The organism is Rhizobium sp. 42MFCr.1, assembly GCF_000377185.1.
Taxonomy (GTDB): domain Bacteria; phylum Pseudomonadota; class Alphaproteobacteria; order Rhizobiales; family Rhizobiaceae; genus Rhizobium; species Rhizobium altiplani.
In genome coordinates, this window is sequence record NZ_KB897835.1 from 85,238 (window position 1) to 99,415 (window position 14,178).

Consider the following 14,178-nt stretch of genomic DNA (forward strand, 5'->3'; position numbering starts at 1 on the left):
CGGTTTGGCCGGTATTGCCGGTGGCTGCCTATCGAATCGTCGGGCAGATCCGCGTGTCGCCGAGGGGATCGTGCAAGTTTCCTTCGCAACCTGCATCTCGAGGCTGCGAATTCCAGATGCCTCATATGCGATTTTCGAAATGCTCATTCATAAAGCAATGCGCTATATAATTGTGCATCGCACAAGGAGATATGACATGAAAATCGGCAACAAGATCGGAGAGTTCCTTCAGCTCCGCAAGGCATACAGAGATCTTTCCAGACTTGACGACTCGGCGCTGAAGGACATCGGCGTCAGCCGTGGCGACATCAAGCGGCTGGTTTACGGCCGCTAAGGCACCGAACGACACCCAGACCTCAAGGCCCGCCCAAGCGGGCCTTTATTGTTTCGGGGATTGCCTGGCAGGTTCTTGGCGTCCGCTGCCAGCGACACCCCTTTATGAGAAGGCATCCTCGCTTACCCCAGAGTGGCGATCCAAGATGCCTGCTGTCAGCGCATCAGGGGCTAGTAGCTTCGATTTGCGGTGAGAGGATTTGCGATCTGTTAATGATCTGGGCGCCCGAAATTAACTATTTGTTAACCAAATCAGACATAGAAATAGTCAACGATTTCTTAACATAGATGACCAAAGTGCTAACTGACGCTCGCTCGATCCGTATCAAGGGCCGCTCTTTTCTGGCGGTCATGCTTTCGCCAGATCTTCCCTTCGATGACTGGCTCGTAAGACTAGACGATCTTGCCGCGCGCTCCGCCGGCTTCTTCCTGGGGCGACCGGTCGTGCTCGACGTCGGCGATCTCCAGATCGACCGGGCGCAGCTGAAGGGCCTGATTGCCGAGCTGGCGCAGCGCAACGTCAGCATCATGGGCATCGAGGGCTGCCGCCCGTCGCTGATCGGCCCCGGCATGCCCCCAGCCCTCAAGGGCGGGCGCCCGGTTTCGGATTTCGAGGTTCCGCAGCAGGAGCCGGTCATCGATGTTCGCGCCACCCAGCCAGAGGCCGTCGAGGCCCGACCTGCGTTGCAGTCGATCGTCATCCGCGAGCCGATCCGTTCAGGCCAGTCGCTGATCTTTCCGGAAGGCGATGTCACGGTCATCGGGTCTGTCGCTTCAGGTTCGGAAATCATCGCCGGTGGCTCGGTTCATATCTACGGGACGCTGAGGGGGCGGGCCATGGCGGGCTCCGTCGGAAATACATCGGCCCGGATCTTCTGCCGCAAGCTTGAGGCAGAGTTGGTGGCGATAGATGGCATCTACAAAATGGCGGAAGACATAGCGCCGAACCTTCGCGGACAGCCCGTTCAGCTTTGGCTGGAAGGCGAATCGATCAAGGCAGAGAAACTTATCTAGGCCCGAAGCTGGCTATCACACAGGAGAGAAAGATGGGGAAAGTCATCGTCGTCACTTCGGGCAAGGGCGGAGTGGGCAAGACCACATCCACCGCAGCCCTCGGAGCAGCCTTGGCTCAAAGAAACGAGAAAGTCGCTGTTGTCGACTTTGACGTCGGCCTGCGCAATCTCGATCTCGTCATGGGCGCTGAGCGAAGGGTCGTGTACGATCTGATCAACGTCATCCAGGGGGACGCGAAGCTTTCGCAGGCGCTGATCCGTGACAAGAGACTTGAGACGCTCTTCCTGCTGCCGGCATCCCAGACCCGCGACAAGGACAACCTGACGGCGGAAGGCGTCGAGCGCGTTATCAACGACCTGAAGCGTCATTTCGACTGGATCATCTGCGACAGCCCGGCCGGGATCGAGCGCGGTGCCACGCTTGCCATGCGCCACGCCGACGTCGCCGTCGTCGTCACTAATCCCGAAGTCTCTTCAGTCCGTGATTCCGACCGTATCATCGGGCTGCTCGACTCGAAGACCGCGAAGGCCGAAAGCGGAGAACGGATGGAAAAACATCTGCTCCTGACGCGCTACGACCCCAACCGTGCAGAACGCGGTGACATGCTGAAAGTCGATGACGTGCTGGAGATCCTCTCCATCCCACTTCTCGGCATCATCCCAGAAAGCTCGGATGTGCTTCGCGCATCCAACATCGGTGCCCCCGTGACCCTGGCCGATAGCCGCAGCGCGCCGGCGATGGCCTATTTCGATGCTGCGCGCAGGCTGGCGGGTGAGGAGCTTCCAGTCGTCGTTCCGGGAGAAAGGCGGGGCATCTTCGGTAAGATCTTCGGACGGAGGGCCGCTGCATGAGCATCTTCAGCATCTTTGGCAAGCAAAGGACCGCGCCAGCGGCCCGGGAACGACTACAGATTCTACTCGCGCATGAGCGCGTTTCGGCAGGATCCGATCTCGTATCGTTGCTGCGCGAGGAGATCCTCGCCGTGATCGCCAAACACGTGCAGGTCGATAGCGAACGGGTTCGCGTGACGATGGATCGCGACGAGCATATGTCGATCCTCGAGATCGACGTCGAAATCCCACTGGGCGCGACCGTCCGGGCAGCATGAGCAAGGGGCGGCGCCACGAGCGCCGCCTCCCGCTTGGCGCAAAGCCTGGCAATGGCGTTACTTCTTCGTCCGCAACCCATCCATCAAGAGACCGATCAGCCGGTTCGAGCGATCCCGCCACTCCGCAGATGCCGGTAGCGAATAGATGCTCGAAAGGGCGTGCAGAAGGTCGCTCGTGTCGATATCGTTTCGAATGAAGCCCTGATCGGCTGCCGCTCTCAGGAGCCGTTCAACGGCGCCGCGCAGGATGCCGCTGCCTTCGGCAAACAACGAGGCGTTGGAGTCCATCAGGATTTTCAAGCTGCTTGCCATCCCCCGCTTTGCGGCAATGTAGCCTACAAAGCGGCGCATCCATTCTTCCAGCGCAGCGTCAGGCGCGTGGCTTGCCGCGAGATCCGCCGCCGCCGCGGCGAGGCTTTCCAGTTCCCGCCGATAGACCACCTCAACCAGATGCTCGCGCGTTGGAAAATGCCGGTAGAGCGTTCCAATGCCGACGCCGGCCCGGCGGGCAATGTCTTCCAGCGATGTTTCGACGCCAGCTTCCGCAAAGACGGCGGCGGCGACTTCTACGAGCTTCTCACGATTACGACGGGCGTCGGCGCGCAGTGGCGGCGGTGTCGACTGTGCTGTCTTCGGCGGTGCCGAGGCCAAAATAAGCTCCAAGCGCATTCCGGACTTGACGGCAACCGGCAAGTCACTAGATTAAACGGAGGCTCCTCCGTTTGTGAGGAGGTGCCTTTTACCTCTTAATCCAGAAGGGGGCAGGATGTCATGTCGAAACGTGCCCAGACTTGCTTCCCGTGAGTTTAGGTAGCGCTCCTATTCCCGGCGGCCACCCTCTTTCTGGATTTACATCCAATCTCGTGACGATAGCAGGAGCTTATCATGACACGAACGGTTCATCTTTCCCTGGACATCAACGGACGGCGGCATGATCTCGATGTCGAACCGCGCGTGATGTTGCTCGACGCACTGCGTGAGCAACTTGGCCTTACTGGCACGAAGAAGGGTTGCGACCAGGGGCAGTGCGGCGCATGCACCGTCCACGTCGACGGCAAGCGCGTGCTCGCCTGTCTGACGCTCGCCGCCCAGGTCGAAGGGCGAAGCATCACGACGATCGAAGGACTTGCGGCCGAAAGCGGCGGCCTGCATCCGGTACAGACCGCCTTCCTGGAACATGACGCCTTCCAGTGCGGCTATTGCACGCCGGGCCAGATCATGTCGGCCGTCGCCTGCATCCGCGAGGGGCGAGCGGGCTCGGACGACGAAATCCGGGAATACATGGCCGGCAATCTCTGTCGGTGCGGCGCCTATAATCATATCGTGGCGGCGGTCCGCGAAGCGGCGGAGATGGCGTGATGAGGGACTTCAGCTATTTCCGGGCAGGTTCGCTCGACGACGCCCGCCAGCATGCCACGCAGCCAGGCGCGATGCTGCTTGCCGGCGGCACGACGCTTCTCGACCTGGCAAAATGTGGTGTTGCGGAACCCGATTCAGTCGTCGATATCAGTCACCTTTCGGGTCTGTCGCAGATTGCGGCGGATGCTGATGGCGTTACCATTGGCGCGCTGGCGAAAATGGAAGATGTGGCCCACAGCCCAGGAATACGCGCCGACTATCCGGCCGTTTCGCAGTCGCTCTTGCTGGCAGCTTCTCCTCAGTTGCGCAATATGGCGACGATAGGCGGCAATCTTCTGCAGCGTACGCGGTGCCCCTATTTCCGTGACCCTGCGACGTTTTCTGCCTGCAACAAGCGCAACCCCGGTTCCGGCTGCTCGGCGATCGGGGGTGTGACCCGAAATCATGCGGTGCTCGGAACCAGCGAGGCGTGCATTGCTGTCTATCCGGGGGATCTCGCCGTTGCGCTGGTTGCACTGGACGCCACGATCGACCTCGGTGGCCGAAAGGTGACTGCTGACGAATTCTTCGTGCTTCCCGGCGACACACCCGATCGTGAAACGATCCTTGAGCGCGGCGAGATGGTGGTTGCGGTCCTCATTCCGGCGTCGCCAATCGCCAGACATTCGACCTATCTCAAGATCCGGGACCGCCAGTCCTATGAATTCGCAGCCGCAAGCGCTGCCGTCGGTCTCGAGATGGAGCCAGACGGCAGGACGATCCGCGACATCCGCGTCGCGTTGGGTGGCGTTGCCACCAAGCCCTGGCGTGCACGAGCCGTCGAGGAGGCTCTGATTGGGAAGCCCCTCGATGCCGGTATCATCGAGAAGGCAAGCCGAGTGGCGATGGATGGAGCCATCGCGCATGGCGCCAATCGCTACAAGGTCGAACTCGCGCCGCGTGTCATTGCGCGCGCCATCCTCAATCTGGGAGGTCTCGCATGACCATCATGGAACCCCGAAACAAACGTGGTGATGCTTCCGACGGTACGATCGGCGGTCGCCTCTCGCGCTTCGATGGAAAGCTGAAGATCACCGGTAGCGCTACCTATGCTTTGGAACAGCCAGTCGAGGGCTTGGTATATGCTGTCTTGGTGCAGAGCCGGATTGCTGCCGGTCGGGTTGTAAAGGTCGACGCGACGCGGGCAGAGGCGGCTCCAGGCACGCTACTGGTGCTGACACCCGATGTCGATCTCGGCCTGAAGGTGGCGTCCGACTGGTACGGAAACCGGCCGGACAACCAGCCCTATCATCCCCTTTCGCACAATGTCAGCTTCAACGGTCAGGCGGTTGCCGCCGTGATCGCGGAAACACTGGAGCAGGCAACCGAAGCGGCAAGGTTGGTTGACATCACCTACGAGGAAGGGCCGGCGGTCGTCGATCTCGATAACCCAGAAGCCGGAGAAGGAAAGCTGCTCGATGCGCTAACGGTGAGCTGGGGCGATGCCGAGACCGCGCTCGCCTCCTCCTCGGTGCGTGTCGAGGCAGAGTATCGAACGCCACGCGAATATCACGTGACGATCGAGCCGCATGGCCTGATTGCCAAATGGGACGGTGATCAGCTGACCGTATGGGAACCGAGCCAATGGACGCACGGGATGGCCCGCACCTATGCCGAGTGGTACGGACTGCCCCCTGAAAATGTGCGTATCGTCTCGCCCTTTATCGGTGGTGGCTTCGGCTCCAAGGCAACAGCCTATGCCTATGGCGCCGTAGCAACGGCAGCAGCGCGCAAGCTTGGGCGAGCGGTAAAGCTCGCTGTTGCGCGCCCGCAGACTTTTACGGCCTATGGTGGCCGTGCCGCGACCAGGCAGACAATCGCTCTTGGCGCCAACGCCGATGGCGTGCTGCAGTCCATTGTGCATCGGGGTGCCAGCGAGACAGCGACTTACGCCGATTTTCCCGAGCAGACAAACGCCGCGACGCCACTGATGTACGCTGTGGAGAATTTCAGCGCGAAACACAGCATCGTTCCTGTCAATACGGTTGTGCCGGGAGCTTTGCGCGCTCCTGGCAAGAATCCAAGCGCCTTCGGCCTGGAAAGCGCCATGGATGAGCTCGCCTACGCGGTCGGGATCGATCCTGTCGAACTCAGGTTGCGCAATTACGCCGAGGTGGACCCACAGTCCGGCAAGCCGTGGTCGACCCGCCGCTTGCGCGAGGCGCTTGCCGAGGGCGGCAAGGCGTTCGGATGGTCACGCCGCAGTTTCGAGCCACGCTCGATGCGAGATGGCAGACAACTGATCGGCTGGGGGGTGGCGTGCGGAACCTTCCCGGTTCTGCGCGCTTCGAGCGAGGCACTGATCCGAATTCTCGCCGATGGTTCGGTGGAAGTCGTCAGTGGCGCGATCGACATGGGACAGGGCACTTACACGATCCTCGCCCAAACCGCGGCTGAAGTGCTCGGTGTTCCGGTCGAAAGCATCAATGTCCGGCTTGGTGACTCCTCGCTTCCCGGTGCTACGGTTGCTGGCGGCTCGATGCTTGCCGGCGCAATCACCGGGGCCGTCCACAAGGCAGCATCGGCTGCCCGCGACGAACTGATCGAGCTTGCCCTCAACGACAGTGCCTCTCCTTTCCGTGATACCGGCGCCAATACGCTGACACTCGCGAGCGGTCGGATTTCAGTGCCTCGCGACGGGGAGCTTTCGGTCTCCATCCCGGAGCTGATGACAGCTCTTGGCCGCGACAGCGTTGAGACACGGCGAAACACTCTTCCAGAGGGAGAGCAGGGGCCGGAAGGTCACCGGAAAGCCTGGACCACGATGACAAGCATCAAGGGGCCGACTGCGGGCGAGTTCGCCATGCACAGCTGGTGCGCGCATTTTGTGGAAGTGAAGGTGGATGAGGATTTCGGTACCGTCCGTGTCTCCCGCATGGTCTCGGCCTTCGATTGCGGCAGGATCTACAACCCCAAGCTTACCGAAAGCCAATGGCGTGGTGGGATCATCATGGGGATCGGTCAGGCGCTGCTCGAGGAAGGCCTGGTTGACCCGCGCAACGGGCGCGTCATCAACAACAACCTCGGTGACTACCTCGTTGCGACCAATGCCGACATTCCGCCGATCGAGGTAATCTCCGTTGGCATCCCCGACCTCAACGCCTCGGTGCTCGGGGGCAAGGGTGTCGGCGAAGTCGGCATTGTCGGCGTTGCGCCGGCAATCGCCAATGCCGTCTTTCACGCCACCGGCAAGCGGGTTCGCGACCTGCCGATAACGCTTGAGAAGCTGCAGTGACGAGTGGCTTCGTCGGCTTGCGTTCTGCGCAGGCGACGGGCCGTGCAGCGTAAAGCGTATGGCGGGTTCCCGCGCATCCGTGATTGGATTGCGCGGGAATGATTGCCTTATGAAAAATACATCCGCGACCGCGGGCCTGGTGCCTGGCGGGTCGTGAATTCGCACCTACCGGAAGGATGTCGAATCACAAGGCTTCGCTGATATCTCAGCATCGACGGCAGCCATTGGCATTCAGGCACATGAAGCCGCTCCAATGCCGCTAACCGCACCGCAAATTTTGAACCCGATCAGCGCGCCTTGTTCCCGGAATTGAGCATTTGCTCATCCGTGGAGGTAGATGTCACGCAACGGTTATCTGCGCTCACTATACCGGGCCGCTAACGCTGTCCGTTAGGCGGCTAAAGCGCAGACCGAAGGCCCCACGCGATGCCAGCTTCTGGAAGCGTCGATACTTCGCTCCTGTTGCCTTGGCCGCGAGACGCGACGGTGCCTGTCACATTGCTGGCAGACAAGCGTCGCTTCCGGGAGGCGGCACTTTCGACCAGTTGATCTTTACGGAAGGTATTTCCCATGACGAAAATCGTTGGCCATCGCGGAGCACGAAATAAATGGCCCGAAAATTCGATTGAGGGTTTCAGAAAGACCTTGGAACTCCCTGTCGATGCGATCGAATTTGATGTGCATTTGACCGACGCCGGTGAACTCGTCGTCATTCACGACGCCACGCTTGAGCGTACGACCGAGGGAGCGGGCAAGGTCCGGGCTTTGTCACCTTCCGATCATCAGGCGACCCGCCTCAAAGGATCGCAGGAGGTAATCCCGACCCTTGACGAGGTGCTTGCTCTGTTTGCTTCCTCGAGACCCGTCGAACTTCATGTCGAGCTGAAAGCCGACGCGGATGGAGCGCATTACGAAGGGCTTGAGGCCCTGGCGGCAGCGGCCATTCGACGTCACGGGCTTGCCGGGCGCAGCCTGCTGACAAGCTTCAATCTGGGGGTTCTCGCACGGTGCCAAGAGGTTGCTCCCGAAATCGGCCGCCTGTGCTCGATCAATGCCAAGTCCGCCGAGGCGCTGGGTGCGGCTGCGACCTTCACCAAAGCTGCGGAAGTCGCCGGCCTCGTTGCCATCGAGAAGTCGCTGCTGGCCGCAACCTTTCACGAGGTTGCCGCGATCATTTCACGCGATCGTCTCTGCTGCTGGGTGTTGAATGAGCAAGAGGAGATCGAACACTGGCTCGGGCAGGGCGTCGGCTGGATCACCAGCGATGATCCAGCCCTGGCCCTGGCGGTGCGCGCCGGATCGCGGCATTCGGCCGCTTGATCACCTGGGCCTCCCAGCAATGGCCTGTGCACGCAGACATGCGAACCACGGAATACCCTGAATAGCGAACCTATGAGTAATTTGGATCTTCTGATTTTTGATTGCGACGGCGTGCTGATCGATAGCGAACCGATTGCGGCGCGCACGCTTGCGCATGCCATAACCCAGGCCGGCATGGAGATGACGCCGCGCCAGGTGCTTGTCGAGTTTACCGGAAAGTCGGAGGCTGACTTGCGGCAGATTCTGGCCAGCCGCATCTGCGCCGACCTCGATACCGTTTTTGCCGGATGGCATGCCGAAATATTTGCTGCCTTCCGCCGCGACCTCCTGCCGATGGAGGGCATCAGCGCCGTTCTCGATGGGCTCGACGTTGCAAAATGTGTCGCATCGAACAGCACGGTCGAACGCCTCAAAAAGAGCCTGGGCCTTCTCGATCTGTGGTCACACTTTGCCCCGAACATATTCAGCGCCGAGATGGTCGCCGCCCCAAAGCCCGCGCCGGATCTCATCCAGTTCTGCCTCTCCAAAATGAACGCGAGCAGCGCGCGCAGCATCGTCATCGATGACAGCGCTGCGGGTATTCAGGCGGCAGTTGCTGCCGGTGTGCCGGCAATCGGCTTCGTGGCGCCAAACGATCCGCGTTCGGGCAGACGCGAGGCGTTGTTTGCGGCAGGAGCCGAGGAGGTCGTTCTCGGTGCCAAAGAGCTGCTGCATGTCTTGCGGCGACGAGTCGGCAACCAGCACCAGGCCCGGCCATCGGTCGAGGTGGGTGCGTGACGTCGATCGACGCCGTGACGCAGATGAGGATGAACCAGCGGGGAGAGGGGCGACATGATTGCAAGGCGAGATGACCATGGCAGCCGGCTCGATTTCACGGCCAAGGCTGGCTGGCTTTATTACATAGGGGGGCACAGCCAGGACGAGATTGCGCAAAAGCTCGGCGTTTCCCGGCAAACCGCCCAGCGTCTCGTGTCGCGCGCTGTCTCGCAGGGCTTGATCAAGATCCGGCTCGATCATCCGGTTGGCCACTGCATGAGTATGGCAGCAAGGCTGAAGAGCAAGTTTTCGCTGCAGTTCGTGGAAGTCATTCCGTCTGGCGACCAGGCTCAGGGCTTGAGCGGTGGCCTTGCCCAGGCGGCGGCTGCCGAAATCGAGCGCCGGTTGGCTTGCAACAAGCCTGCCGTGATCGCCATTGGTACCGGTCACACATTGAAGGCCGCTATCGAGGAAATGGTGCCCATGGAAGCACGCCAGCACAAGATCGTTTCCTTGACCGGCAATATCACCCGCGAAGGCTCGGTCTGGTTCTATAATGTGGTCTTCAAGCTTGCCGACCTGATCACGGCGAAATGCTTTCCAATGCCGGTTCCGGTTATCGCCTCGTCGCGACAGGAACGGGTGGTCCTTCACAACCAGCCCGTAATCCGCCAGACACTATCGCTTGCCGCATGCGCTGACGTTGCCTTTGTCGGCATTGGGGACGTCGGCGTTCAGGCGCCTCTTTTCCTTGATGGTTTCATCCTGAAGGACGAACTGAAGCTCCTGCACGAGGCAGGCGCAGTCGGAGAGATTGTCGGGTGGACGTTCGACAAGGACGGCAAGCTGATTGAAGGCATTACCAACGATCGCGTCGCGAGTGCGCCCATCCCATCCTGCAGCAGGACACTGGTGATCGGCGTGGCGAAGGGTCAACAGAAACTGGCGGCGATCCAGGCTGCCCTGAAGGGACGCCTGATCAACGGTCTGATGACCGACGAGATTACTGCGCAGAGCCTGCTGGGATCATAAAGGTCGGGGCGCCCGAAAAGGCGACTTGATCGGCGAATTGTGCATCGCTCGCCTTGGCTCGACGAAGAGCCCGTGAACCAAAATCCAGACGGATTGGGGGTGGAATTCGATGCCTGGAAAAGTAGAGATAAGTTAACAAATACATCATCTTAAATGTCATGTAAACTTCATCGTTTCATCAAGAAACCGACATGCAGTCTGCCATAAAACACCGCGACATTATGACCGATCCATTTCCGTCAAAACTTCGTCAAAGGGGACCTTCATGCTTTCTATCAATCGACGCAACGTCCTGGGGCTGCTTGGCGCAACTGCAGGCACCGCGATTTTGCCACGCTTCGCGTTGAGCCAAGGCAAGCGGCCGTCCGTGACGATCGCCGTGCAGAAAATCACCAATAACAACACGCTTGATATCTGGAACGAGCAGTCGAATGTCGGCGAGCGAGTTTTCTTCCCCAACCTCTGGGAAGGTTTGATCCTGCGTGACTGGATGGGCAATCAGGGTCCAGTTGCCGGTCTCGCCACAGAGTGGAAGCGCATCGACGACAAGACGCTGGAACTCAAGCTGCGTCAGGGCGTGAGGTTCCACAACGGCGACGAGTTGACTGCTGACGATGTCGCCTTCAGCTTTTCCTCCCAGCGCGTGTGCGGCAGCACGCAGCCGGCAGGCGGCAAGACGATCTTCGAAAACGACAACAAGCCGACGTCCGTCAAGGAATTGCCGGCAGCGGTACCGGGCGTCGGCCGTCGTCTGTGGCCGGCGCTCGCTGGCGTCGAAGCCGTCGACAAGTACACGGTTCGCTTCCACAACGCGACGCCTGACGTGACGCTCGAAGGCCGCCTCTACGCTTTCGGCAGCCAGATCGCCAACCGTCGGGCCTGGGACGAAGCTGGGACCTATGTCGATTGGGCCCGCAAGCCGGTCACGACAGGTCCCTACATGGTCGCCGAGTTCAAACCCGATGTGTCGCTGACACTCGTGGCCTTTGACGAATATTGGGGCGGTCGCCCGCCGCTCGAACAGATCCGCTTTGTCGAAGTTCCCGAAGTCGCCTCGCGCGTCAACGGTCTGCTTTCCGGTGAGTATGATTTCGCATGCGACCTTCCTCCCGACCAGATCGCAGCCGTTCAGGCGGCTCCTGGCTTCGAGGTGCAGGGTTCGACGATCAACAATCACCGCATCTCGGTCTTCAATATCCAGAATCCGATCCTGCAGAACCCGCTCGTCCGCCGCGCCATGACGCATTCGATCGATCGCCAGGCGATCGTCGACGCGCTGTGGGCTGGCCAGACGAGGATCCCGGCAGGCCTGCAGTTTCCGTTCTACGGCGACATGTTCGTCGAAGGCTGGTCCGTTCCGGAATACAATCCGGCTCTCGCCCAGGACCTCCTGAAGCAGGCGAACTACAAGGGCGACGCGATCCCTTTCCGGTTGCTCAACAACTACTACACCAACCAGACCGCCAACGGTCAGATCATGGTGGAGATGTGGAAGCAGGTCGGTCTCAACGTCGAGATCGAGATGAAGGAAAACTGGGGCCAGATCCACGATCCGGCAGGCATCAAGGGGGTACGCGACTGGTCGGCCTCAGCCAACTTCAACGATCCCGTCTCCTCGATCGTTGCCCAGTTTGGCCCGAACGGCGAAGTCCAGCAGAAGAAGGACTGGTCGAATGCCGAGGTCAACCAGATGTCTCAGATCCTGGAAACCAGCACCGACCGCGCGCAGCGCAAGAAGGCCTTCGCCCGCATGCTCGAGATCTGCGAGCGCGAAGACCCCGTCTACCAGGTCTTGCATCAGAATGCTGTCTTCACCGGCATGAAGTCGTCGCTCAAGTGGAAGGCCGCTCCCGCCTTTGCAATGGACTTCCGCGCCAACAACTGGCCGAGCTGATCACAGCGATGAACCGGATCCGGCGGCGACCAACTGCCGGATCCATTTGGTTCGTTACGAACGCAACCGCCGACAGGAAGGGTGAGCCGATGAGCACAGCTGCCGCCAAGCTCGTGGAAATGCGCGGGCTGAAAGTCGCTTTCGATAGCGTGCAGGTACTGCATGGGATCGATCTCGACATTGCAAAAGGCGAGGCCATCGGCCTGGTCGGTGAATCGGGCTGCGGCAAGTCGGTGACATGGCTTGCGGCGCTCGGTCTGTTGCCCGGCAAGGCGAGCGTCATGGGATCGGTCAAGATCGACGGGCAGGAATTGCTCGCGGCACCTCGTTCCGCGCTGGAGCAAGTCCGAGGCGGACGCGTCGCGATGATTTTCCAGGACCCGTCAAGCTCTCTCAATCCGGTTCTGAAGATCGGGCGCCAGATCACCGAGGCGCTTCTCATTCATCGCGGCCTTCGCGGCGAGGCGGCAAAGACTGAAGCATGGCGGCTCATGGATATGGTCGGCATCCCGGATGTGCGGCGCCGTTTTGACCTTTATCCGCATGAATTCTCAGGCGGACAGTGCCAGCGGCTGATGATTGCGATGGCCCTTGCCGGCGAGCCGGATCTGCTGATCGCCGACGAGCCGACGACAGCGCTCGACGCGACAATCCAGGCGCAGATCCTGGACCTGTTGACCTCTCTCAGGACCGAGACGGGCATGGCGACCGTTTTCATCAGTCACGACCTCGGCGCGGTGTCGCAGGTTTGCGAGCGAGTCTGCGTCATGTATGCCGGGCGCATTGTCGAGGAAGGGATGGTGGACGAGCTTTTCGCTGAGCCACGCCATCCTTATACCCGCGGTCTCTTCGACGCCATTCCAGGTATCGATGGTCCGCGGCAACGTTTGATCCCGATTGCAGGGACTGTACCGGATCCACGGAACCTGCCCAAAGGATGCTCCTTTTCGCCGCGCTGTCCTCGCGCTGTCGAGGCATGCAATCACGAGTTGCCACAGCTTGTTTCGATCGGCCGTGGACGCCAGCTCGCATGTGCTCGGCCGGTCCCGCCAGCGGCGATTGCCGCCGAGACGAGAGACCGCATCGCAGAGGGGATGATGCATTGACGCCGTTGATCGAAGTCCGCGACCTCGTTCGCATCTACCATGTCCGCCGTGGACTGTTTGGTCGCCCGACACCGGTGCGCGCCGTCGACGGTATCTCGCTTGCCGTCATGCCCGGCGAGACCCTTGGCATCGTCGGAGAGTCTGGCTCGGGAAAGTCGACGCTCGGACGCATGCTGCTCGGGATCGACGCCGCACAGGAAGGCGTGGTCGTGTTCGATGGCAAGCCAATGCCGAAAAGCAGAACCCCGGAGTGGCGCAAGCTGCGGGCAAAGATGCAACTTGTCTACCAGGATCCGCTCGCAGCCCTCGACCGACGCCTGACGATCGCAACGCAGCTGTCCGAACCGCTGGAAATCCACCGGCTGATCCCAAGGGAACATCGCGCCGCACGGGTTGCGGAACTGATGAACGCGGTTGGCCTTCGGCCGGATCAGGCCACACGTTTCCCGCACGAATTGTCAGGTGGCCAACGCCAGCGCGCAGTGATCGCGCGCGCAATCGCTTCCCGCCCGAAGCTTCTGGTGTGCGACGAACCGGTTTCGGCACTCGACGTCTCCATCCAGGCCCAGATCATCAATATGCTTCGCGATCTCCAGCAGCAGCACGGCATCGCAATGGTATTCATCAGCCATGACCTCAAGGTGGTGCGCAACATGGCCGATAAGGTTGCCGTCATGTATCTCGGCCGTGTCGTCGAAGAGGCATCGGCTGACGTGATCTTCCACTCGCCGATGCATCCCTACACGCGTGCACTGGTATCGAGCGTACCGCGTGCAGGCATCCCGCTGCAAGGACGCACGATCCTTCAGGGCGAGCCGCCCAATCCGGCAAATCGACCGTCAGGCTGCGCCTTTCATCCGCGCTGCCCGCTGGCGCGCGATCTCTGCCGTATCGACGCGCCTCGGCTGAAGACCGTCGGGCACGAGCGGACAGTGGCGTGCCACGTGACAGCGGGCGAAGACGCCCGGATTGCAGCATAGGG

The 14,178-nt window shown here is 60.7% G+C and carries 14 protein-coding genes; 13 read left to right on the plus strand and 1 reads right to left on the minus strand.

Translation table 11 applies throughout. From position 1 onward, the window contains the following. Nucleotides 1–196 precede the first annotated feature (196 nt). The 4 genes from C934_RS33775 to minE all read left to right on the plus strand — a co-directional run bounded on the left by C934_RS33775 (nucleotide 197) and on the right by minE (nucleotide 2,455). Complete coding sequence (locus tag C934_RS33775; RefSeq protein WP_018858054.1) at nucleotides 197–334, plus strand: DUF1127 domain-containing protein; 138 nt, start codon at nucleotides 197–199, stop codon at nucleotides 332–334. A gap of 287 nt (nucleotides 335–621) precedes the next feature. Next, complete coding sequence (minC, locus tag C934_RS0118055) at nucleotides 622–1,347, plus strand: septum site-determining protein MinC (protein WP_018858055.1); 726 nt, start codon at nucleotides 622–624, stop codon at nucleotides 1,345–1,347. Nucleotides 1,348–1,379: 32 nt separating this feature from the next. After that, nucleotides 1,380–2,198, plus strand: coding sequence for a septum site-determining protein MinD (gene minD / locus C934_RS0118060; protein ID WP_018858056.1), 819 nt, complete (start codon nucleotides 1,380–1,382; stop codon nucleotides 2,196–2,198). Further along, nucleotides 2,195–2,455, plus strand: coding sequence for a cell division topological specificity factor MinE (minE, locus tag C934_RS0118065; protein WP_018858057.1), 261 nt, complete (start codon nucleotides 2,195–2,197; stop codon nucleotides 2,453–2,455). The genes minD and minE overlap by 4 nt, the downstream gene beginning before the upstream one ends. A 57-nt stretch (nucleotides 2,456–2,512) precedes the next feature. Here the strand turns inward: minE and C934_RS0118070 are convergent, their stop codons facing one another. Next, a complete protein-coding gene (locus tag C934_RS0118070) occupies nucleotides 2,513–3,124 on the minus strand; it encodes a TetR/AcrR family transcriptional regulator (protein WP_245267968.1) in 612 nt (203 codons plus the stop codon). Nucleotides 3,125–3,340: 216 nt separating this feature from the next. Here C934_RS0118070 and C934_RS0118075 point away from each other — a divergent pair, with 216 nt between their 5' ends. From C934_RS0118075 to C934_RS0118115, 9 genes are all read left to right on the plus strand, one after another. Next, entirely contained in the window at nucleotides 3,341–3,814 is a 474-nt protein-coding gene (locus C934_RS0118075) for a (2Fe-2S)-binding protein (protein ID WP_018858059.1), read from the plus strand. Continuing rightward, entirely contained in the window at nucleotides 3,814–4,797 is a 984-nt protein-coding gene (locus tag C934_RS0118080) for an FAD binding domain-containing protein (protein ID WP_018858060.1), read from the plus strand. The genes C934_RS0118075 and C934_RS0118080 overlap by 1 nt, the downstream gene beginning before the upstream one ends. Continuing rightward, the gene (locus C934_RS0118085; protein ID WP_018858061.1) at nucleotides 4,794–7,088 is read left to right on the plus strand and encodes a xanthine dehydrogenase family protein molybdopterin-binding subunit; all 2,295 of its coding nucleotides are present in this window, start codon (nucleotides 4,794–4,796) and stop codon (nucleotides 7,086–7,088) included. Before C934_RS0118080 ends, C934_RS0118085 begins: the two co-directional genes overlap by 4 nt. A gap of 570 nt (nucleotides 7,089–7,658) precedes the next feature. Then, on the plus strand, nucleotides 7,659–8,408 hold the full coding sequence (locus tag C934_RS0118090) for a glycerophosphodiester phosphodiesterase family protein (RefSeq protein ID WP_018858062.1): 750 nt from the start codon (nucleotides 7,659–7,661) through the stop codon (nucleotides 8,406–8,408). Nucleotides 8,409–8,480: 72 nt separating this feature from the next. After that, complete coding sequence (locus C934_RS32095; protein WP_018858063.1) at nucleotides 8,481–9,185, plus strand: HAD-IA family hydrolase; 705 nt, start codon at nucleotides 8,481–8,483, stop codon at nucleotides 9,183–9,185. A gap of 54 nt (nucleotides 9,186–9,239) precedes the next feature. Then, nucleotides 9,240–10,196, plus strand: coding sequence for a sugar-binding transcriptional regulator (locus C934_RS0118100; protein ID WP_018858064.1), 957 nt, complete (start codon nucleotides 9,240–9,242; stop codon nucleotides 10,194–10,196). A gap of 265 nt (nucleotides 10,197–10,461) precedes the next feature. Beyond that, nucleotides 10,462–12,090, plus strand: a complete 1,629-nt coding sequence (locus C934_RS0118105) for an ABC transporter substrate-binding protein (protein WP_018858065.1) — start codon at nucleotides 10,462–10,464, stop codon at nucleotides 12,088–12,090. Nucleotides 12,091–12,179: 89 nt separating this feature from the next. Further along, a complete protein-coding gene (locus C934_RS0118110; RefSeq protein WP_018858066.1) occupies nucleotides 12,180–13,196 on the plus strand; it encodes an ABC transporter ATP-binding protein in 1,017 nt (338 codons plus the stop codon). Beyond that, a complete protein-coding gene (locus C934_RS0118115; RefSeq protein ID WP_018858067.1) occupies nucleotides 13,193–14,176 on the plus strand; it encodes an ABC transporter ATP-binding protein in 984 nt (327 codons plus the stop codon). The genes C934_RS0118110 and C934_RS0118115 overlap by 4 nt, the downstream gene beginning before the upstream one ends. The last annotated feature ends 2 nt before the right edge of the window (nucleotides 14,177–14,178 follow it).

Bases quoted from the DNA above. Each gene is read 5' to 3' on its own strand.
- C934_RS33775 (WP_018858054.1), top strand. From the start codon at position 197: ATGAAAATCGGCAACAAGATCGGAGAGTTCCTTCAGCTCCGCAAGGCA.
- minC (WP_018858055.1), top strand. From the start codon at position 622: ATGACCAAAGTGCTAACTGACGCTCGCTCGATCCGTATCAAGGGCCGC.
- minD (WP_018858056.1), top strand. From the start codon at position 1,380: ATGGGGAAAGTCATCGTCGTCACTTCGGGCAAGGGCGGAGTGGGCAAG.
- minE (WP_018858057.1), top strand. From the start codon at position 2,195: ATGAGCATCTTCAGCATCTTTGGCAAGCAAAGGACCGCGCCAGCGGCC.
- C934_RS0118070 (WP_245267968.1), bottom strand. From the start codon at position 3,124: ATGCGCTTGGAGCTTATTTTGGCCTCGGCACCGCCGAAGACAGCACAG.
- C934_RS0118075 (WP_018858059.1), top strand. From the start codon at position 3,341: ATGACACGAACGGTTCATCTTTCCCTGGACATCAACGGACGGCGGCAT.
- C934_RS0118080 (WP_018858060.1), top strand. From the start codon at position 3,814: ATGAGGGACTTCAGCTATTTCCGGGCAGGTTCGCTCGACGACGCCCGC.
- C934_RS0118085 (WP_018858061.1), top strand. From the start codon at position 4,794: ATGACCATCATGGAACCCCGAAACAAACGTGGTGATGCTTCCGACGGT.
- C934_RS0118090 (WP_018858062.1), top strand. From the start codon at position 7,659: ATGACGAAAATCGTTGGCCATCGCGGAGCACGAAATAAATGGCCCGAA.
- C934_RS32095 (WP_018858063.1), top strand. From the start codon at position 8,481: ATGAGTAATTTGGATCTTCTGATTTTTGATTGCGACGGCGTGCTGATC.
- C934_RS0118100 (WP_018858064.1), top strand. From the start codon at position 9,240: ATGATTGCAAGGCGAGATGACCATGGCAGCCGGCTCGATTTCACGGCC.
- C934_RS0118105 (WP_018858065.1), top strand. From the start codon at position 10,462: ATGCTTTCTATCAATCGACGCAACGTCCTGGGGCTGCTTGGCGCAACT.
- C934_RS0118110 (WP_018858066.1), top strand. From the start codon at position 12,180: ATGAGCACAGCTGCCGCCAAGCTCGTGGAAATGCGCGGGCTGAAAGTC.